The organism is Amycolatopsis heterodermiae (genome assembly GCF_034929455.1).
In the GTDB taxonomy this organism is placed as follows: Bacteria; Actinomycetota; Actinomycetes; order Mycobacteriales; family Pseudonocardiaceae; genus Amycolatopsis; species Amycolatopsis heterodermiae.
Map to the genome: position 1 here is coordinate 711,105 of NZ_JAYFSI010000001.1, position 19,274 is coordinate 730,378.

16 protein-coding genes and 1 pseudogene are annotated in these 19,274 nt (G+C 71.0%); 6 read left to right on the forward strand and 11 right to left on the reverse strand.

Features of this window, described 5'->3' with window-relative positions; genetic code table 11:
* Positions 1–18: 18 nt before the first annotated feature.
* The gene (locus tag VA596_RS03415; RefSeq protein ID WP_323323495.1) at positions 19–882 is read left to right on the forward strand and encodes a ferredoxin; all 864 of its coding nucleotides are present in this window, start codon (positions 19–21) and stop codon (positions 880–882) included.
* On the opposite strand, the gene ilvA is transcribed toward VA596_RS03415, so the two are convergent.
* On the reverse strand, positions 867–2,069 hold the full coding sequence (gene ilvA / locus VA596_RS03420) for a threonine ammonia-lyase (RefSeq protein ID WP_323323496.1): 1,203 nt from the start codon (positions 2,067–2,069) through the stop codon (positions 867–869). The genes VA596_RS03415 and ilvA overlap by 16 nt on opposite strands.
* A 94-nt stretch (positions 2,070–2,163) precedes the next feature.
* Between ilvA and VA596_RS03425 the strand changes: the two genes are divergently transcribed.
* On the forward strand, positions 2,164–2,436 hold the full coding sequence (locus tag VA596_RS03425) for a hypothetical protein (RefSeq protein ID WP_323323498.1): 273 nt from the start codon (positions 2,164–2,166) through the stop codon (positions 2,434–2,436).
* 59 nt (positions 2,437–2,495) lie between these two features.
* Here the strand turns inward: VA596_RS03425 and VA596_RS03430 are convergent, their stop codons facing one another.
* The 6 genes from VA596_RS03430 to VA596_RS03455 form a co-directional block, all read right to left on the reverse strand.
* A complete protein-coding gene (locus VA596_RS03430) occupies positions 2,496–3,653 on the reverse strand; it encodes a cystathionine gamma-synthase (protein WP_323323500.1) in 1,158 nt (385 codons plus the stop codon).
* Between the two features lie 50 nt (positions 3,654–3,703).
* Complete coding sequence (locus tag VA596_RS03435) at positions 3,704–4,156, reverse strand: hypothetical protein (RefSeq protein WP_323323502.1); 453 nt, start codon at positions 4,154–4,156, stop codon at positions 3,704–3,706.
* 24 nt (positions 4,157–4,180) lie between these two features.
* Positions 4,181–4,576, reverse strand: a complete 396-nt coding sequence (locus VA596_RS03440; RefSeq protein ID WP_323323504.1) for a hypothetical protein — start codon at positions 4,574–4,576, stop codon at positions 4,181–4,183.
* Between the two features lie 495 nt (positions 4,577–5,071).
* Positions 5,072–6,598, reverse strand: coding sequence for a hypothetical protein (locus tag VA596_RS03445; protein WP_323323506.1), 1,527 nt, complete (start codon positions 6,596–6,598; stop codon positions 5,072–5,074).
* Between the two features lie 128 nt (positions 6,599–6,726).
* Positions 6,727–8,097 carry a cystathionine beta-synthase gene (locus VA596_RS03450; RefSeq protein WP_323323508.1) on the reverse strand — a complete coding sequence of 457 codons (1,371 nt, stop codon included), beginning with the start codon at positions 8,095–8,097 and terminating at the stop codon, positions 6,727–6,729.
* Positions 8,098–8,444: 347 nt separating this feature from the next.
* Complete coding sequence (locus VA596_RS03455; RefSeq protein WP_323323509.1) at positions 8,445–9,389, reverse strand: pentapeptide repeat-containing protein; 945 nt, start codon at positions 9,387–9,389, stop codon at positions 8,445–8,447.
* 116 nt (positions 9,390–9,505) lie between these two features.
* Between VA596_RS03455 and VA596_RS03460 the strand changes: the two genes are divergently transcribed.
* Positions 9,506–10,726, forward strand: coding sequence for an acetyl-CoA C-acetyltransferase (locus tag VA596_RS03460; protein WP_323323512.1), 1,221 nt, complete (start codon positions 9,506–9,508; stop codon positions 10,724–10,726).
* A gap of 71 nt (positions 10,727–10,797) precedes the next feature.
* Here the strand turns inward: VA596_RS03460 and VA596_RS03465 are convergent, their stop codons facing one another.
* From VA596_RS03465 to VA596_RS03480, 4 genes and pseudogenes are all read right to left on the reverse strand, one after another.
* Entirely contained in the window at positions 10,798–12,327 is a 1,530-nt protein-coding gene (locus VA596_RS03465; protein WP_323323513.1) for a DHA2 family efflux MFS transporter permease subunit, read from the reverse strand.
* Between the two features lie 156 nt (positions 12,328–12,483).
* Positions 12,484–12,747, reverse strand: a pseudogene (locus VA596_RS03470) (YeeE/YedE family protein); the annotation flags it as partial.
* 44 nt (positions 12,748–12,791) lie between these two features.
* Positions 12,792–13,565, reverse strand: a complete 774-nt coding sequence (locus VA596_RS03475) for an LppU/SCO3897 family protein (protein ID WP_323323515.1) — start codon at positions 13,563–13,565, stop codon at positions 12,792–12,794.
* Between the two features lie 156 nt (positions 13,566–13,721).
* Positions 13,722–14,555, reverse strand: coding sequence for a Bax inhibitor-1/YccA family protein (locus tag VA596_RS03480; RefSeq protein ID WP_323323517.1), 834 nt, complete (start codon positions 14,553–14,555; stop codon positions 13,722–13,724).
* A gap of 334 nt (positions 14,556–14,889) precedes the next feature.
* Between VA596_RS03480 and VA596_RS03485 the strand changes: the two genes are divergently transcribed.
* The 3 genes from VA596_RS03485 to VA596_RS03495 all read left to right on the forward strand — a co-directional run bounded on the left by VA596_RS03485 (position 14,890) and on the right by VA596_RS03495 (position 19,160).
* Positions 14,890–16,353: a SpaA isopeptide-forming pilin-related protein gene (locus VA596_RS03485; RefSeq protein ID WP_323323519.1), complete on the forward strand. Its 1,464-nt coding sequence runs from the start codon at positions 14,890–14,892 to the stop codon at positions 16,351–16,353.
* A gap of 4 nt (positions 16,354–16,357) precedes the next feature.
* Positions 16,358–17,068 carry a class F sortase gene (locus VA596_RS03490; protein ID WP_323323521.1) on the forward strand — a complete coding sequence of 237 codons (711 nt, stop codon included), beginning with the start codon at positions 16,358–16,360 and terminating at the stop codon, positions 17,066–17,068.
* 100 nt (positions 17,069–17,168) lie between these two features.
* The gene (locus VA596_RS03495; protein ID WP_323323522.1) at positions 17,169–19,160 is read left to right on the forward strand and encodes an SDR family oxidoreductase; all 1,992 of its coding nucleotides are present in this window, start codon (positions 17,169–17,171) and stop codon (positions 19,158–19,160) included.
* Positions 19,161–19,274 lie beyond the last annotated feature (114 nt).

Sequence of the window (19,274 nt, forward strand, 5' to 3'; positions counted from 1 at the left end):
GCGAGGAGAGGGAGGACCATGACCCGGCCACCGGGGCCGCTGCGCCCGGACCAGCAGCAGGAGGTCGTCCGGCAGATCGGCGTCGCGCTGGCGTCGCAGGCGCCGCCCGGGTGGCGGCAGCTGCGGGTCGAGTACCGCGCCGCGGGCCGGCACGTCGAGGCCGACCTGCTGGTGACCGGTCCGGACGGCCTGCCGCGCCCGGCACCGCCGCACCCGGAGGCGGTCCGGCTGCTCGGCGTGCTGCGGGCGGGGATGTACCAGCCCGGGCGCGGCACCTGGCTGGGCGTGATCTGCGTGTTCGACCCCACGCAGCCGCCCGACATCGACTTCGTGCGGCCGGACCTCGAACCGCCGTTCCGGCAGCAGCCGCCGGCCCTGGGGTTCCAGGACGAGCTGCGGTTCTTCCCGCGCGCCGAGGAGCAGATCCCTGGCTGGCTGCGGGAGCGGGTGGGGCTGCCGCCGCTGGCGCCCCCGCTGCCGCCCATCCCGGAGGGCCCGGTGCACACGCCCCGCGTCCACGACGGCCTCGACGCGTCGGGCCGGCCGCTGATCCGGCGTCAGCCGCTCGTCCCGGCCGAGATCGAGCGGGTGCTCGCCTACCTGGACGGGGCGCCGGTCATCCTGGCGTCCCGCAGCAACGGGACCGACGCGTTCGCGCCCGACCGGACCGACGCCGTGCCGATGAACTTCCGCACCGACGGGGCGTGGGCGTGGCCCGGCGCCGTCGCGTACTACCTGCGTGAGCACGGGGTGCCGCCGGACCCGGAGCTGGTCGCGCACATCCGGGCCCGGCGGTTCGTCCCGCCGTCGGAGGTCACCGCCGAGGCCACGGTCCTGGCGCTGGCGGCGATCACCGGCGAACGGCCTCAGACGACGGTGTAGCCAGCGTTGGTGAGCGCGATTTCGATCTCCTTGCAGTGCTCGGGACCACGGGTCTCCAGCGCCAGCACGACGTCGGCCTCGCCGAGGTCGAGACTGCCGGAGATCCGGGAGTGCTCGACGTCGAGCACGTTCGCGCCCAGCCCGCTGACGCACGAGAGCACGCCCACCAGCGACCCCGGCCGGTCCGGGACCCGCAGGTGCAGGCGCAGGTAGCGGCCGCCGGCGGTCATGCCGTGCTGGATGATCTGCAGCAGCAGCACCGGGTCGACGTTGCCGCCGGAGAGGATGGCCACGACCGGCGGCTCGAACGCGCCGGGGTGCTGCAGCAGGGCGGCGACGGTCGCCGCGCCGGCGGGCTCGACCACCAGCTTGCGCCGTTCCAGGCAGAGCAGGACGGCCCGCGAGAGCGACTGCTCGGACACCGTCACGACGTCGTCGACCAGGGATTCGACGTGGGCGAAGCTGACCGGGCCCGGCTCGCCGACGGCGATCCCGTCGGCCATCGTCGACGTCGAGCTCAGCCGGACCGGCGTGCCCGCGGCCAGCGACGGCGGGTACGCGGCGGCCTCCTCGGCCTGGACGCCGACGACCCGGACGTCCGGCCGCACGGCCTTCACGGCCGACGCGACCCCGCCGACCAGCCCGCCGCCGCCGGTGGCGACGAGGATCGTCCTGACCCCGGGCACCTGCTCCAGGATCTCGAGGCCGACCGTGCCCTGACCGGCGATGACGTCCTGGTGGTCGAACGGGTGGATGAACACCGCCCCGGTCCGCTCGCCGAACTCGATCGCGGCGGCGAGGGTCTCCTCGAGCAGCGCGCCGTGCAGGTGGACGTCGGCGCCGTAACCGCGCGTGGCGGCGAGCTTCGGCAGCGGCGCCCGCAGCGGCATGAAGACGGTCGACTTGGCGCCGAGCAGCGACGACGCGAGCGCGACGCCCTGCGCGTGGTTGCCGGCGCTGGCCGCGACGACGCCACGGGCGCGTTCTTCGTCGGTGAGGCCGTGGATGCGGGTGTAGGCGCCACGGATCTTGAACGAGCCCGTGCGCTGCAGGTTTTCGCACTTCAGGTGCACCGGACCGCCGTGGAGCCGGCGCAGGTCGCGCGCGTGCTCCATCGGCGTCACCCTGGTCACTCCTTTGAGGAGTTCCCGGGCGGCCTGGATCCGCTCGATGGTGACGAGTTCCATGAGCCGGATGATGCCACTCAGGAGATCCACAGGTTGATCGGACCGGGAGCCGGGTACCCTTGGCGTGTCAACTCGCGGTAAACAGGGAGCAACCATGGCACGGGGGAACGACGCGAACGCCGCTAAACGGGCGCGCGCGACCCGCTCCGCCGGGCTGGTCCCGCTCGTGATCGGGCTGGCGTCGGCCGCCGCCCTCACCGGAGCCGCGTACATCACGGTGGACAGCGCTTCGTGCGCGTCGCCGGCCCAGTACATCCGCCACGACAGCCACGTCGAGCTGGTCGGCGGCTGCGTCGACGGCGCGGACCTGCCCGCCACGGGCACCCCGAAGTCCGGCACCGTGGTGCACGGCAACTACAACCCCTGACCTGCCGAAACGGCCCCGGAGCTGGGTAGCTCCGGGGCCGTTTCGCTGTCTGGGGGTCCTCAGCCGAGAGCGGCCAGCAGGTCCGAGACCAGGTCGGTGCCGTCTTCGATGCCGACCGACAGGCGCAGCAGGTCCGCCGGCACCTGCAGGGTCGAGCCCGCGGTGCTCGCGTGCGTCATCTTGCCCGGGTGCTCGATCAGCGACTCGATGCCGCCGAGCGACTCGGCGAGGATGAACAGCTTGGTGCGCGACGCGACGTCCAGCGCGGCCTGCTCACCGTCGACGTGGCTGAACGAGACCATCCCGCCGAAGCGGCGCATCTGCTTCGCCGCGACCTCGTGGCCGGGGTGCTCCGGCAGGCCCGGGTAGTAGACCTTCGCGACCTTCGGGTGCTTCAGCAGCGCCTGCACGACCAGCTCGGCGTTGTCGCTGTGCCGCTCCATCCGCAGGGCCAGGGTCTTGATGCCGCGCAGGGTCAGCCAGGCGTCGAACGGGCCGGGCACCGCGCCGGCGGCGTTGCGCAGGTAGAAGAACTGCTCGCGCAGCTCGTCCTCGTTGGTGACGATCGCGCCGCCGACGACGTCGGAGTGGCCGCCGAGGTACTTGGTGGTGGAGTGCAGCACGATGTCCGCGCCGAGCGACAGCGGGTTCTGCAGGTACGGCGTCGCGAACGTGTTGTCGACGACCAGCCGGGCGCCGGCGTCGTGCGCGACCCCGGCCAGCGCGGCGATGTCGGCGATGCCGAGCATCGGGTTGGTCGGCGACTCGCACCAGATCAGCTTGGTCTCGGGCCGGATCGCGGCGCGCACCTCGTCGAGGTTGCCGAGGTCGGCGACCGTGTGCTCGACGCCCCAGAGGCTGAGCACCTTGTCGATCAGGCGGAACGTGCCGCCGTACGCGTCGTTGCCGAGCACGAGGTGGTCGCCGGGGCGGAGAGTGCTGCGCAGCACGACGTCGGACGCGGCCATGCCGGACGCGAAGGCGAGGGCGTGGCGGCCGCCTTCCAGCGAGGCCAGTGCCTCCTCCAGCGCGCTGCGGGTCGGGTTCGCGGTGCGCGAGTACTCGAAGTCGCCCTCACGGGTCCCGCCCACGCCGTCCTGCGCGTAGGTCGAGGTCTGGTAGATGGGCACGATCACCGCGCCGGTGCGGGGGTCGGGCTTCTGACCGGCGTGGATCGCGCGCGTCTCGAAGCCCAATTCGGAGTAGTCGTCCACCATCGGTTCAGCGTACGGCCCGGCCCGGACATTCCCGTCAGGTGGGATACATCTCAGGCCTGACGCTCGAATCGCGGGAGCCCGCACCACCGCGCGGCCGGCGCGGAGATCGCCAGCGCGAGGGTGGCGACGGCGGGCGGCAGCACCACGAGCAGCGCCAGGACGCCGCCCGCGACCAGGCCACCGGGTCCGCCGACGTCGAGGGACGCCAGGCCCGTCGCCGACAGCAGCAGCGAAGTCAGCGTCGCGACGATCGCCGTCGCGCTGCCGACGATGCAGCCCAGCCTGCCCAGGGGGTCACGCCGCAGCAGCAGGACCCCGCCGGGCAGGAGAGCGGTCGCGAGCAGGAGGCCGACCACCGCGTGGACGGCGGTGCGGGCCGCGTCGTCCGGGAACCGGAACAGCGTGACGACGTCCAGGAGCAGTCCCGCCAGGTAGAGCAGCCCGCCGAGCAGGGCGAGGCCGCCGGCGGCGCGCGCGGCCGTGGCGTCGTCGATCGTGATCACGGGGCCCGAGGATAGGGCCCCGGCTCACCAGGTCCGTGACGTGTACGCGCCCTGGCCGCTGAACACCGGGAGCGTGGGCGTGCTGCGGTAGCGCAGGTAGCGGAAGGTCGGTGGCAGGAACGCGAGCACCAGCACGAGGACCGCGAGCCCGGCGAGGCCCACCCGGTCGACCATGGCGAGGCCACCGTGCGTGAACATCGCGTCGACGTACCGGGCGAGCGGTACCCCGGCCGAGAGCGGCTCGACCAGCAGGGCGCCGATCGCCAGCAGCGCGCCGACCCCGAGCAGGATCGCGCCGGCCGTCGCGCGGAACAACGTCGCGAGCGAACCGAGCAACAGCACGAGACCGGCAACGAGAAAGCCGGCCAGATCGACAAGAACCAACGCGGGCAGCATGCCGAGACTGAATTCGGCGGGCATGTCGAGAAAGATCTTGACCGGTACGAAACCCGCGGCGACCGCGGCCGGTAAACCGAGCACCGCGGCCAGGATCGCCGTTACTCCGGACGGCCTAGCGGATGAATACGAATGCGAATGCGCTACCGGGTAACCGCGCGGACCGGTCACAACTCCCCCATCAACAAGAGCACGGGACTACGCCGCTCACCCTAGTCGGGAAAAGTGGAAGGAGTCAGGAAAAAGATCGGAATTCGGCCGGACGGCGGAACCCAAGATCATTTTCCTGCGGTAGTAGCGGAAATACTGTCACGCGATCACCGTGCGCGATTCGGCGGCCGGTTGTCCTATTCGGACAATTGCGTGTCCGGCTATAAATGCAGCGTGCCCCGGAGCCGAATTGGCTCCGGGGCACGAAAACGGTGTTCACCTAGATCCGGTCAACTTCTGGCAAGCACCGGATGACCGCCGGAAGGCACGTCACGGTGTGTGCTGCCGGTCAACCCGAACGGCCCAGTGTCACCACTGCTGCGGGGGCTGGCCGAACCCGCCACTCGGCGGACCCTGCTGCTGCGGCGGCGGTCCCCAGCCCTGCGGCGGCTGACCGGGCTGCTGGCCCGGCTGCTGCGGGTAGCCGTGCGGCGGCTGTCCCGGCTGACCGAACCCACCCGGCTGCTGCGGCTGCTGGGGGAACCCGCCGCTGGACGGGTTGGGACCGCCCGGCTGACCGAACCCACCCGGCTGCTGCGGCTGCTGGGGGTAACCGCCGCCCGACGGCTGCGGGAACCCGCCGCTGGCCGGGTTGGGACCGCCCGGCTGGCCGTAGCCCGGGGGCGGGCCGTAACCCTGCGGCGGCTGGCCGAAGCCCTGCGGCGGCGGACCGGGCTGCCCCGGCTGGTGGCCGAACCCGGGCTGCTGCGGGCCACCGAACCCGGGCGGCGGACCGCCGAAGCCCTGGTTCGCCGGCCCGGCGGGCGCGGCACCGCCGGCCCCACCGGCTCCGAGACCGACGAACTGCGCGGTCGCCGGGAGGATGCCCAGCACCCCGATCGCCAGCACGAAGATTCCGGCGACCAGGTAGAGCACCTGGCCGTTGCCGAACTTGATCGACGCGCCGTCCGGCACGGTGATGGAGAGCTCGATCATGATCAGGATGGCGAAGATCAGCAGCACGGCGCCGCCACCGATCGCCAGGAAGGAGGCGATCTTGTTCTTCAGGAACGTCAGCGCGGCGGCGGCCAGCGCAGCCAGGCCCCCGACCAGCACCAGGATGTAGTAGAACGTCAGCGCGCCCGGCGAGATGTACTGCCCCGCGTCCTTGGCCGCCTGGATCGCCTGGTCACCGACCTTGCCGACGGCGTCGGAGTAGTCGGTGAAGTCGCTGTCGAACATGTCGACGAAGAAGAACACCACCGCGAGCAGGCCGAAGATCGCGAGCAGGCCCGCCGCGATGTAGCCGAACATCCCGTTGCCGCCGGCGGCCGAGGGCGCGCCGAACTGCGGCGGGCCGCCGAACGGCTGCTGCTGCGGACCGCCGAACCCGGGCGGGCCGCCGAAGCCTTGCGGCGGCTGGCCCGGCTGACCGGGCTGGCCGAAGCCGCCCGGCTGCTGCTGGCCGAAGCCACCAGGCTGGCCGTAACCGCCCTGCTGCTGGCCGAAGGCCGCGGCCGGGTTGTCGGCCGCGCTCGGCGGCGGGGTGTACGGGATCGACGGCGGCGGCTGGGAACCCGGCGGGACCAGCTGCGTGGACTCCGCGACCGGGGCGTCACCGCCCGGGTTCACCATCTGCGTCGCGTTCGCGTCGACCGGCGGCAGCGCCTGGGTCGCGCCCGCCCCGCCCTCACCCGGCCGGGTGGGCTGGACGACCTGCGTCGGCTCCGGCGTCTCCCCGAACGGGGAACCGCCTTGTGGCTGGCCGGGCTGCACGACCTGGGTCGGCTCCGGACTACCGAACGGGTTGTCCTGCTGCGGCTGGGGGCCACTCGGCGGGCCTTGAGGTGGCTGGCCGCCACCCCACGGCTGGTTCGGTGGCTGCGGTGCACTCATGTGGGTCTTGAACCCCCTTGACGAGGACGCGAAAGTGTTCTATTTGCGTCCACGCTATCGGATCACCCGGCGGGGCGCTCGTAACGCCCCGGCCGGGTCCGCCGATTAAGACTCTTCTCGGCTCAGGTTCACCGGCCGGCCAGGAAGCCCAGCAGGTCGTGCCGCGTGACGACGCCGGCGGGCTTGCCGTCGACCAGCACGAGCGCGCCGTCGGCCCCCTCGAGCGCGGTCATCGCGGAACCCACCTGCTCGCTGCCGCCGATCGTCGGCAGCGGCGGCGACATGTGCCGGTCGAGCCGGTCGGCCAGCTGCGCCTTGCCGGTGAACAGCGCTTCCAGCAGGTCACGCTCGTTGACCGCGCCGACGACCTCGGCCGCCATCACCGGCGGCTCCGCGCTGACCACGGGCATCTGGCTGACGCCGAACTCGGCCAGGATCGCGATGGCCTCGGCGACCGTCTCGTTCGGGTGCGAGTGCACCAGGGCCGGCAGCTGCCCGCTCTTCTTCGTCAGGACGTCCGCGACCGTCGCGCCCGAGGAGTCCGGGGGCAGGAAGCCGTAGGAGGACATCCAGGTGTCGTTGAAGACCTTCGTCAGGTAGCCGCGGCCGCCGTCGGGCAGCAGCACGACCACGACGTCGTCCTCGGTGAGGCGCTCGGCGAGCTTCAGCGCGGCCGCGACGGCCATCCCGCAGGAGCCGCCGACCAGCAGGCCCTCTTCAAGCGCGAGCCGGCGGGTGACCTGGAACGAGTCGGCGTCGGAGACCGGGATGATCTCGTCGGCGACGCCCCGGTCGTAGGTCTCCGGCCAGAAGTCCTCGCCGACGCCTTCGACCAGGTAGGGACGGCCGCTGCCGCCGGAGTAGACCGAGCCCTCCGGGTCGGCGCCGACGACCTGGACGGCGCCGTCGCTGACCTCCTTGAGGTACTTGCCGGTGCCGGAGATCGTGCCGCCGGTGCCGACACCCGCGACGAAGTGGGTGATCTTCCCGTCGGTCTGCTTCCACAGCTCCGGGCCGGTGGAGAGGTAGTGGCTCTCCGGGTTCTGCGGGTTGGCGTACTGGTTGGGCTTCCAGGCGCCGTCGATCTCGCGGACCAGGCGGTCGGAGACGTTGTAGTAGGAGTCCGGGTGCTCGGGCGCGACCGCCGTCGGGCACACCACGACCCGGGCGCCGTACGCCTTGAGCACGTTGCGCTTGTCTTCGCTGACCTTGTCCGGGCAGACGAAGACGCACTGGTAGCCCTTGCGCTGGGCGACCATGGCCAGCCCCACGCCGGTGTTGCCGGACGTCGGCTCGACGATCGTGCCGCCGGGGCGCAGCGCGCCGGACTTCTCGGCCGCTTCGATCATCCGCAGCGCGATCCGGTCCTTGACCGAGCCACCCGGGTTCAGGTACTCGACCTTGGCCAGCACGAGCGGCTTGAGCCCCTTGGTCAACGAGTTCAGCTTGACCAGCGGGGTGTTGCCCACGAGGTCTGCGATGTGCTCTGCGTACTCCACGACCGTCAGCCTAAACGGCCTACCGGTGGCGTTGTCCACCCAGCACGAAGCAGACCCGGGCGGGCTCCGGGTGCGCGTCGGGTGGTGACGGGGCGTTGTGCGCGAGGTCGGGCCGTTCCGGCGCCGGCGTGTCGCGAGCCACCAAGCCGCTAACCGGTGCCGATCCCGGACCCGAAGGTCGCTGCACGCTGAGCCGTCATCCCGTCCCGGAGGTCCCGCCCGGCGCTGTGCGCGGTGCGGCAATCCGCCCGAAGGAGCAGGAGGGCCCAGCGAGTGCCACGATGTTCGGCGTTCACCGGTTTCACCTCCCCCGTTCCGGAATGACGAAGCTCTTTCCGGGGCCGATTCTATCGGGCCGCGGGATCACGCGGTTCACCCTTTCGAGTCAACCGCGATCGGCTCGGATCGCCGTCGGCCGGGCGTTCTTCCCAGTCCTGGGGCCAGGTCCTGGCGGGCCCGGGCACCGCCTCGGCCCCCGCCAGCCGCGCCACGGTCTTCGTGCCGAAATCGACCGGACCAGCAAAAAGGGCACCGTTGAACGAATCCCGGCCGCCGCCGAACACCGTGCCGCGGAAATCGGCGCGACCGGTGAACTGTGCCTGGTTGAAGTCGGCCTTGGTGCGGAATTCGGTGCCGCGGAAGGAAGTGAGCTCGTGAAACTCCGCGCCGAAGCACACGATCGACCGGATCGAACAGTGCGTGAGGGTCAGCCCGACGAGCGTCGCCCCGGAGAAGTCCAGGTCGACGTCCGGCCAGAAGCCTTCGTTCGGTTGTTCGACGGATCCGGCCCGCAGGTGCAGCAGGAGGATGCGCTGCGCGGTCTTGCGGACCTGCAGCTCCTCGCGGTCCTTCGCCTCAACGTCGTAGGGCATCCGCAGGTACGCGCAGAGGACGTTGACGATGGTCTGCCGGTGCGGCGCGTACCCGCCGGCGAGCCGTTCGAGCGAGTACAGCCCGGCGAGCCGGACCGGTGCCTTGTCGCTCCCGAGCTGGTCGGCGGCCTTGCTGTAGATCTCGGTGACCCGGCGTTCGGTGGCGTCGTGGTCCTTCTGCACGAGGTCCAGCTCGGCCGACCGCTGGCGCCGCGCGGCGAGCAGCAGGGCGGCGGCACCCCCGGTCCCGACGACGAGGGTGGCGGCGGTCTTCAGAGCTTCCAGCCGCGCGGAGTCCTCGGGACGGCCGCCGCCGAGCAGGGTGAGCAGCAGCGTCGCGGCGACGGCCGCCACGACCAGCAGCCCGGCGCCCCAGAGCAGGATCGTCCTCGTGCCCAGCACCCGCGTCTCGGTCCCCACGGGGTGATCCTGCCAGGCGGCGTGTTGCCTTGGTCGCGTTCGGCTTTGCGACCGGGGCCACAGGCGGCACTATGGTGAGCAACCGCTTAGCTCGCGATACGAGGATGTGTCACGTCATGCCTGAAGCCGTCATCGTCTCCACCGCGCGCTCGCCCATCGGGCGGGCCAACAAGGGCTCGCTGGTCAGCATGCGACCCGACGACCTGACCGTGCAGATGATCCAGGCGGCACTGGCCAAGGTGCCGCAGCTCGACCCCACCGACATCGACGACCTGATGCTGGGCTGCGGCCTGCCGGGCGGCGAGTCCGGGTTCAACATGGGCCGCGCGGTCGCCGTCGAGCTCGGCTACGACCACCTGCCCGGCTGCACCATCACGCGCTACTGCTCGTCGAGCCTGCAGACCACCCGGATGGCGTTCCACGCGATCAAGGCCGGCGAGGGCGACGTCTTCATCTCGGCCGGCGTCGAGACCGTGTCGCGGTTCTCGAAGGGCAGCTCGGACTCCTGGCCGGACACCCACAACCCGCTGTTCGCCGACGCCGAGTCGCGGACCAAGGCGACCGCGGAGTCCGGCACGGACACCTGGACCGACCCGCGTTCCGCCGGCGACGTCCCGGACGTCTACATCGCGATGGGCCAGACCGCCGAGAACCTGGCGCGGCTGAAGGGCGTCACGCGCGAGGACATGGACGAGTTCGGCGTCCGCTCGCAGAACCTGGCCGAGAAGGCCATCGCGGACGGCTTCTGGGCCAAGGACATCACCCCGGTGACGCTCCCGGACGGCACGGTCGTCTCGAAGGACGACGGCCCCCGCGCGGGCGTCACGCTGGAAGGCGTCTCGGGCCTGAAGCCGGTGTTCCGCCCGGACGGCCGCGTCACGGCGGGCAACTGCTGCGCGCTGAACGACGGCGCGGCGGCGCTGGTCGTCATGTCCGACACGAAGGCGCGTGAGCTGGGCCTGACGCCGCTGGCGCGGATCGTGTCCACGGGCGTGACGGGTCTTTCGCCGGAGATCATGGGTTACGGCCCGGTGGAGGCGTCGAACCAGGCGCTGTCCCGCGCCGGCCTGTCGATCGGCGACATCGACCTGGTGGAGATCAACGAGGCGTTCGCGGCGCAGGTCATCCCGTCGTACCGCGACCTGGGCATCGACGTCGACCGTCTCAATGTCAACGGCGGCGCGATCGCGGTGGGCCACCCGTTCGGCATGACGGGCGCGCGCATCACGTCCACGCTGATCAACTCCCTGCAGCACCACGACAAGCAGTTCGGCCTGGAGACGATGTGCGTGGGCGGCGGCCAGGGCATGGCCATGGTCCTGGAGCGCCTCTCCTGACCTACGGGGTCGTGAGTGTTTAGGAGGGTTCTAACCCTCCTAAACACTCACGACCAGCCGCGGCAGGACGGCTAGTGGACCAGTGCCGGCGGGGTGATCTCGTCGCCGGCTTCCGAGGGGACGGCCGGGCGGGACTTCGGGAGGAAGAACGCCGGGATCAGGCACAGGGACACCAGGACGAGGGACCACACGAACGTCGTCGAGAAGGCGTCCGCCGCCAGGCCCGTTGCCGCCGTGTGGGACTCCGGGTTCAGGATCGCCGCCGTGGCCGCCAGCTGACCCTGGGCCGTCGGGACGCCGAACTTGCCCGCCAGCAGGGCCGCGAGGATGGTCGCCATCACCGCCGTGCCGATCGCGCCCGCGGTCTGCTGGACGATGTTCGTCGCCGTGGACGCGCGGGCCATGTCCTTCGGCTGCAGCGTCTGCAGCGCCGACGTCGTGATCGGCATCATCGTGCAGCCCATGCCGAGGCCCATCACGAACAGCGCCGACAGCAGGACCGGGTACGGCGTGGTCGCGCCGACCTGGGTCAGCATCGCCATCGCGCCGACGATCAGCACCAGGCCGGGCACCACGATCTTCCGCGCCCCGACCTTGTCGGCCAGCCGCCCGGTGATCGGCATCATGATCATCGCGCCGAAGCCCTGCGGGGCCAGCAGCAGGCCGGCGTGCAGCGTGGTTTCGCCGCGCACCAGCAGGAAGTACGTCGGCAGCAGCATCATCCCGCCGAGGAACGCGACGAAGAACAGCGACATCGTCACCATCGCGACCGTGAACGTGCGGTTCTTGAACAGCCGCAGGTCCACCAGCGGGTTCGGCACCTTCAGCGCGCGCACCACGAACCCGGCCAGCAGCACCAGCCCGGCCAGCGCCGGCAGCCACACCTCGACGGCGCCGATCCCGCCCGCGGACGGGATCTTCGAGACGCCGAAGATCAGCGCCGCCAAGCCGGGCGAGACCATCAGCATGCCGACGAAGTCGAAGCGCCCGGACGGCTCCGGGGCGTCCTTCGGCAGCAGCCGCCACGACAGCAGCAGCGTGACGACGCCGATCGGCACGTTGATGAAGAAGATCCAGCGCCAGCTCACCGCGTCGACCAGCCAGCCGCCGAGGATCGGGCCGCCGATCGGGCCCAGCAGCATCGGCACGCCCAGCACCGCCATCACGCGCCCGATCCGCTGCGGGCCCGCCGCGCGGGTCATGATCGTCATGCCGCACGGCATCAGCATGCCGCCGCCGAAGCCCTGCAGGACGCGGAACAGGATCAGCGTTTCGATGTTCCACGCCATACCCGCGAGCATCGAACCGGCCAGGAACAGCACGATCGCGAGCATGTAGAGCCGCTTGGTGCCGAACCGGTCGGACGCCCAGCCGGTGACCGGGATCACGGTGGCGAGCGCGAGCAGGTACCCCGTGGAGACCCACTGGATGACGTCGAACGACGTCGAGAACTCGATCGTGAGCTTCTGCAGCGCGACGTTGACGACCGTGGTGTCCAGGATCGCCATGATGGCGCCGAGCACCACCACGGACGCGATCTTCAGCACCCCCGCGTCGAGCGCGTCACCCTGCGGCGCGGTGGCCGTACTTTGCGTAGACATAAGGAACAATTCCCCCAGTTAGTGGATTCCTCTGCGAGGGTACTGGGGGCCACCGACAGAAAACGCCTCAGCAGATGCTGTCCGCCGGGACGGGGTTGGACAGCCCGATCAGCGGCCGCAGCTTCAGTCCGATCCAGGTACCGCCGAGCGTGAAGAGGCGAGCCCGAGCGGGCTGGCGGCGGGCGCGGGTTTGCTGCCGAACAGCCCGGTGCCGGTGCCGGTGCCGGCGATCAGCGCGACGAGCGTCGCGGCGGTGCCGAGCAGCACGGTGTGGGCCCGCAGGTCCTGGCCGTTGCCGACCGCGATCAGCTGCCGCCACGCCGAGATGAAGCCGAAGCGCGAGGGGAACAGCGCGAGCCCGAGGCCCAGGCCGAGCAGCAGGAGGACTCCGGACTTGGCGCCGTAGGCCGCCCAGACGAAGGCCCCCTCACGAGTGCGTGAGGGGGCCTTCGACGAGCTGGAACCTACTTCTTGGCCTTGAAGCACATCGTCTGCGCGGGCTGCGGGTACGCCACGGCGATGACGTCCTGGCTGTCACCGCAGGCGTTCTTGTCGGCCGTGCCGTCGATGACCTTCACGACCTCGGCTTCGCCGCTCGGGTCGCTGCACGGCACCTTCTTGTAGCCCTCGGTCTTCGACGTCAGGTTCGCCAGGCAGTCCCCCTGCTTGGCGTTGACCGTCAGGCACAGCTTGTAGGAGCTGCTGCCGGTGACGGAGTAGGTGTCGTACGGCGACTCGGCGCCACCGGGGCACTCGTCGCCGGCGCTGTCGAGCTTGGCACCGATCTTCACGTTCGCGTTCACGTCGCCGCAGTCGGCCTTGACCGGGTCGTCGCCGCCCGTGGTGAACTGGGTGATCGTCAGGCAGTCGCCGACCGAGGAGCTCCCCGGCGACTTGGCGAAGTTGATGATCGCCAGCGTGCCGCCGACGACCACGATCACCGCGACGAGCGCGAGGCGGATCCAGAGCGCCTTCGACTTCTTCGGCGGGACGGGCGGCGCGGGCGGGTAACCGGGCTGGCCGAACTGGCCGGGCGGCGGCCCGTACTGGCCCGGCTGCCCCTGGACCGGCTGGCCCTGGGGCGGCGTGCCGTACTGCGGCTGCGGCTGACCCTGCGGCGGCGTGCCGTACTGCTGCTGGCCGTACTGCTGCTGCGGCTGGCCGCCGGGAGGCGGCCCGTAGGGATCGGGCTGACCCACCGGCTGCTGGCCCCCGGGGGCCGGAGGGGGAACGCTCACTGTGAACCTCACACATGTGAAATAAGAGAACCGACCGGCACATCAAACACGCAGTGTGATCAGTAGCCGCAGCGGGGTCCACGTATGAGGGACTAACCGACAGAAAAGGCGCCCCGTTGATTACGGAGCGCCTTCACTGCAAGACTGTGAGCCAGATTACTCGCGGAGGTAGGACAGCAGCCGCAGGATCTCCAGGTACAGCCAGACCAGGGTCGTCATCAGGCCGAAGGCGACGTACCAGGCCCACTTCGACGGCACGCCCTCGCGGATCATCCGGTCCGCCTGGTCGAAGTCGAGCAGGAAGCTGAAGGCCGCGATGCCGATGCAGACGATGCTGAAGATGATGGCGATCGGGCCGCCGTCACGCAGCGGGTTGAAACCGAAGGCCACGGCGCTGATCAGGTTGAACAGCATGAGGATCGCGACACCGACGACGGCGCCGACGATCCACTTGGTCAGCTTCGGCGTGACCTTCACGGCGCCGGTCTTGTAGACCACCAGCATGCCGATGAAGACACCCATCGTGCCGATGATCGCCTGCAGCGCGATGCCCGGGTAGATCACCTCGAACACGCCGCTCAGCGCGCCGAGGAAGAGACCTTCGGCGGCCGAGTAGACGAGCGTCAGCGGCGCGCTCGCCTTCTGTTTGAAAATGATCACCAGCGAGATCACGAGCCCGACGACCAGGCCGCCGAGCATCGCCCCGATGAGCGCGCCGGGCAGGCTGCCCGTGTCGGTGAGGGCGTTCTGCGCCCAGATCGCCGTGACGATCCCGACGAGCAGCGTGACGCCGAGGCTGATGCCCGTCTTGACGACGACGTCGTCGACGGTCATGGGGCGGTCGCCCTCGTTGGCGGAGACCTGTCCCGGGCCGTACCCGGGCACGCCACCCTGGGGCTGGTTGAAGCCCACCGGGGGGCCGTACTGGCCGTGAGTCTGCGTTCCGCCCTTGGGCAGGTTGCGGAACGCCGGGTTGCTACTGGAACGCACCTGATCCTCCTGGATCTGCTGCTCTGTGAATCAACGCTGCGTGAATCAAGGCTGCATAGGGTCCAACGACCGCCGGGGACGCGCGGTTCCCGTCGAGTAAAGACGACTTTACTCGACGCCTGATCAGCGGTCTTCGCGCACACCGTATGCGACGGACGCCACGACCGTTCACCGACAGGCACCCGATGGACGCTAGACATTCTTGACCCTGCGGCGAGACGCTCACCAGGCGTGGCCGGTTATTCACCGAAAGCGTGCCTGGGTTGTGATCAAACGTGTGACCTGCGACGACGCCCCCGACGTCGGCGCGGACCAGCGAAGGAGCCGACACACCATGGTGTGGTCCCCGAACCCCCGCGCGGGTCGTCGCGCGCTCACCAGCCTGATCGCCGTGGCCCTGCTGGGTGCGCTTTCGGTGACCGTCGGCGCCCCCGCGGCGTCGGCCGCGTCCCAGGAGGGCATCGGCTACGAGGTCAAACCGGGCCAGCCGATGAACCCGACCCCGAGCCGCAACTGGCTGGGCTCCTACATCGTCGGCGGCCAGCAGGTGTTCTGCGTGAGCTTCCAGCTCAAGGCCCCGAACACCGACGAGGAGTACAAGCCGGGTGACGAGCTGCTGACGAAGTGGGGCACGAAGCTGCCCGCGGACCAGGCGGCGAACATCTCCTACCTCCTGTTGCGCTACGGCGACACGAAGAAGCCCGAGGAGGCCGCGGCGCTCGCGCACCTGCTGCACTCCTGGACGGCCGCACCGCGCTCGGCCGCCGACCTCGACGCGTCGCTGACCGCCGACAAGATCGGCTACGACGCGGACTTCCACCTGGCCAAGCTGCCCGCGGACGCGCAGGCCGCCGTGACCCGGCTGACGAACGAGGCCGAGACCAACCGCGGCCCGTGGACGGCGTCGGTCACCACGCCGAAGGACGACCAGCACGTCGGCACCGCCGGCGAGTGGACGGTGACGGTCAAGAACGCCAAGGGCAAGGGCGTCGCCGACGTCGCGGTGAAGCTGACGGCGACCGCCGCCACCCTCGCGGAGGGCACGGAAACCACGGCCGACGCGGGCAACTCGAGCCCGCAGGCCGCGGCGAAGGACGTCACCCTCAAGACCGGTGCGGACGGCACGGTGAAGGTCTCGCTGACGCCGACCGGGGACAAGCCCGGGCTGGCCGCGTCGCTCACCGCGCCCGCCGACCGGCCGTACGTGCGGGCCCCGGTGAACACCGGCGTCCAGCGGGTCGTGTCGACCGGCGGCGAGAAGGAACTGACCGCCCAGGGCGTCGTCAACGTCGCCAAGCCGGGTGCCGTGCAGGTGACCAAGGTGGACGCGGACAGCGGCAAGGGCGTCGGCGGGGCGGTCCTGCGGATCACCGGTGCGGACAAGGCGACGGCCGCGCTCGACCAGGACGGCAAGCCGCTGAACGGCGCCGACGGCAAGCCCGCCGTCGTCACCACCGACGGCAAGACCGGCGCCGTCACCGTCGAGAACCTCCGGGCGCCGCAGGACGTCTGCGTGGTCGAGGTCAGCGCGCCGCCGGGGTACACGAACGCGTTCGACCCGAAGAACCCGCCGTCGGCCTGCGGGAAGATCGAATCCGGCAAGACGCTGGCGCTGACGGTGTCGAACAAGCCGAACGAGATCCCGCACGCCATCCCGGCGGGCGGCCCGCCGACCGTGCTGGCCCAGGGCGCGGTCGAAACCAGCTACTCGACGGCCGGTGTCGCCGGGCTCGGCCTGCTCGCCCTGCTGGGGTCCGCACTGGTCGGCCTCGCCGCGCGGCGCGCCTCGCGCAGGTAACGCCGTGCTGGGAAAAGGGAAGCTGCTGGGCGGTTTCGCGGTGGGCGTCGTGACCGTGCTGGCCGTCGAGGTCGCCACCGGCGTGGTCGACGCGCCGCCGTCGACCACCGTCGTCGCGGGCGTCGCGCAGCCCGTGCCCGCGGCCGGGCGGGCGCCGGGCGGGGCCCCTACTTCGGCGCCCCCGGCGACCACACCGCCGTCTTCGCCTTCGTCGCCGCCTCCGCCGACGACGAGCGCGGCGGCCCCGGCGGCCGAGACCCCGAGGGTGGCCGCGCCGCAGGAGCCCGGCACCGTCCGGCTGCCCGGCGGCGGCACGGCGACGCTGGTGCGCAAGGACCTCGGGCCGAACGCCGAGCTGCCGATCCCCGCCGACCTCGGCCAGGCGACCTGGTGGGGTGCCGAGCTGGACGCGGCGGGCGGGGCGAGCGTGTTCGCCGGCCACGTGAACTGGCGGGGCGCGACCGGGCCGTTCGCCGAGCTGTGGACCGACCGCATCGGCGGCATGGTGTCCATTGTGGACAGCACCGGCAAGGCCTGGCGCTACCGCGTCTCCCAGCTGGTCACGGTGCACAAGAACGACCTGCCCGCGCGGGCCGCCGACCTGTTCGGCCAGTCCGGCCCGCACCGGGTGGTCCTGGTGACCTGCGGGGGCCGCTGGGTCGGCGGTTCGGACGGTTACGAGGAGAACCGCGTCGTCATCGCGGACCCGGCCTAAGTTACTCGTGGGTAACATCACGTCGTGCCACGGTGGTCAGTGACGCCCGGATGCAGCAGAATGCCCAGGGTCAGGCACGGCTGCGAGAGGTGAGGCGACGATGGCGACGTTCTTGGTGACCGGGGCGACCGGACTGATCGGGCGCCAGTTCACCCGGCGGCTGCTCTCCCGCCCCGACGACGACCGCGTCGCGTTGCTGGTGCGCGCGTCGAGCCGGGCCAAGCTGGCCGCGCTGGTCGACCAGTGGCCGCACTCCGACCGCGTCACGCTGGTCACCGGCGACCTCGGCGAGCCGCTGCTCGGGGTGTCCGAGAAGGACCGCGAGGACCTGCGCGGGCACGTCGACCACATCGTGCACCTGGCCGCGCTCTACGACATCACCGCCGACGACGAGGCGAGCGTCAAGGCCAATGTGGACGGCACGCGCAGCGTCGTCGACCTGGCGGCCGACCTGCGTGCCGGCTGCCTGCACCACGTGTCCTCGGTGGCGGTCGCGGGCGACCACGACGGCGTCTTCACCGAGGAGATGTTCGACGCCGGGCAGCGGCTGATCACGCCGTACCACCGGACCAAGTTCGAGGCCGAGAAGATCGTCCGCGAGCAGACCGAGGTGCCGTGGCGGGTGTACCGGCCCGCCGTCGTCGTCGGGGACTCCGTCACCGGTGAGATGGACAAGGTCGACGGCCCGTACTACCTCTTCCCCGCGATCAGCAGGCTCGCCGGGCTGCCGGACCTGCCGATCGTCGGGCCGGACCTGGGCGACACGAACGTCGTGCCGGTCGACTACGTCGCCAAGGCGCTGCTGGAGCTGGTGACCAAGCCCGGCCACGACGGCCAGGCCTTCCACCTGGTCAACCCGGAGCCGCAGCCGGTCGTCTCGGTGTACAACGCCTTCGCGAAGGCCGCGGGCGCGCCGACGATCACCGTGCAGCTCAACGAGCGGTTCTCGAAGGGCATCGTCGGGCTGGTCAAGCTGTCCGAGCACATCCCCGGCTTCACCATCGCGCGCGACGCCGTCATGGAGCGCCTCGGCATCCCGCCAGTGCTGTTGGAGACGATGGCGTTCCCGTCGGTGTTCTCCTCGACCGCGACGCGCAAGGCGCTCGCCGGCAGCGTCGAGGTGCCGCGGCTGGAGGACTACGCGGCGACGCTGTGGCGGTACTGGCGCGAGCACCTCGACCCGTTCCGCGCGCGCAAGCACGGCCCGCGGGGCGAGCTGGACGGCCGTCGCGTGATCATCACCGGCGCGTCGTCGGGCATCGGCCGGGCGACCGCGCTGAAGGTCGCCGCGGCGGGTGGCGTCCCGCTGCTCGTGGCGCGGCGGCAGCACGAGCTGGAAGAGGTGCGCGACGAGATCGTCGCGGCCGGCGGCACGGCGTCGGTGTACCCGGCCGACCTGACCGACGAGGACTCGGTGCACAAGGCCGTCGACGCGATGCTCGCCGAGCACGGCCGGATCGACATGCTGGTCAACAACGCCGGCCGGTCGATCCGCAGGTCGATCAAGCTGTCCTACGACCGGATGCACGACTACGAGCGCGCGATGGCGATCAACTACTTCGGCGCGGTCCGGCTGATCCTCGCGGTGCTGCCGCACATGTCCGAGCGGAAGTTCGGGCACATCGTGAACGTCTCGTCGATCGGCGTGCAGGGCATCGCGCCGCGCTTCTCGGCGTACGCGGCGTCGAAGGCGGCGCTGGACTACTTCTCGCGGATCGCGGCGACGGAGACGCACGGCGACGGGATCACCTTCACCACGATCCACATGCCGCTGGTGCGGACGCCGATGATCCGGCCGACGAAGATCTACGACGCGTTCCCGACGAAGTCGCCGGAGCAGGCCGCGGACATGGTGATGAAGGCGCTCTTGGAGCGTCCGAAGCACATCGGCACGCCCGCCGGGCAGGCGATCGGGCTGGCCTACACGCTCACGCCGGGCCTCACCGACGCCGTCGCGTACCAGGGTTTCCGGATCTTCCCGGATTCGACCGCGGCGGGCGGTTCTGGCCAGCTCAAGATCGGGCGTGGCGAGAAACACCTCTCGCGCGCGGCGATGGCGCTCGCGCGTCTGTCGCGAGGCTTCCACTGGTAACTCAGAGTTTTCCGGGTACGGCCGTTCCGGCGACGCGCCGCCACGTCCGCGACACGTGTTGGTGATTTGTTAAGCCGGACGGCGGAAGCGCTGCGTGCCCGGGTACGGTCGGGC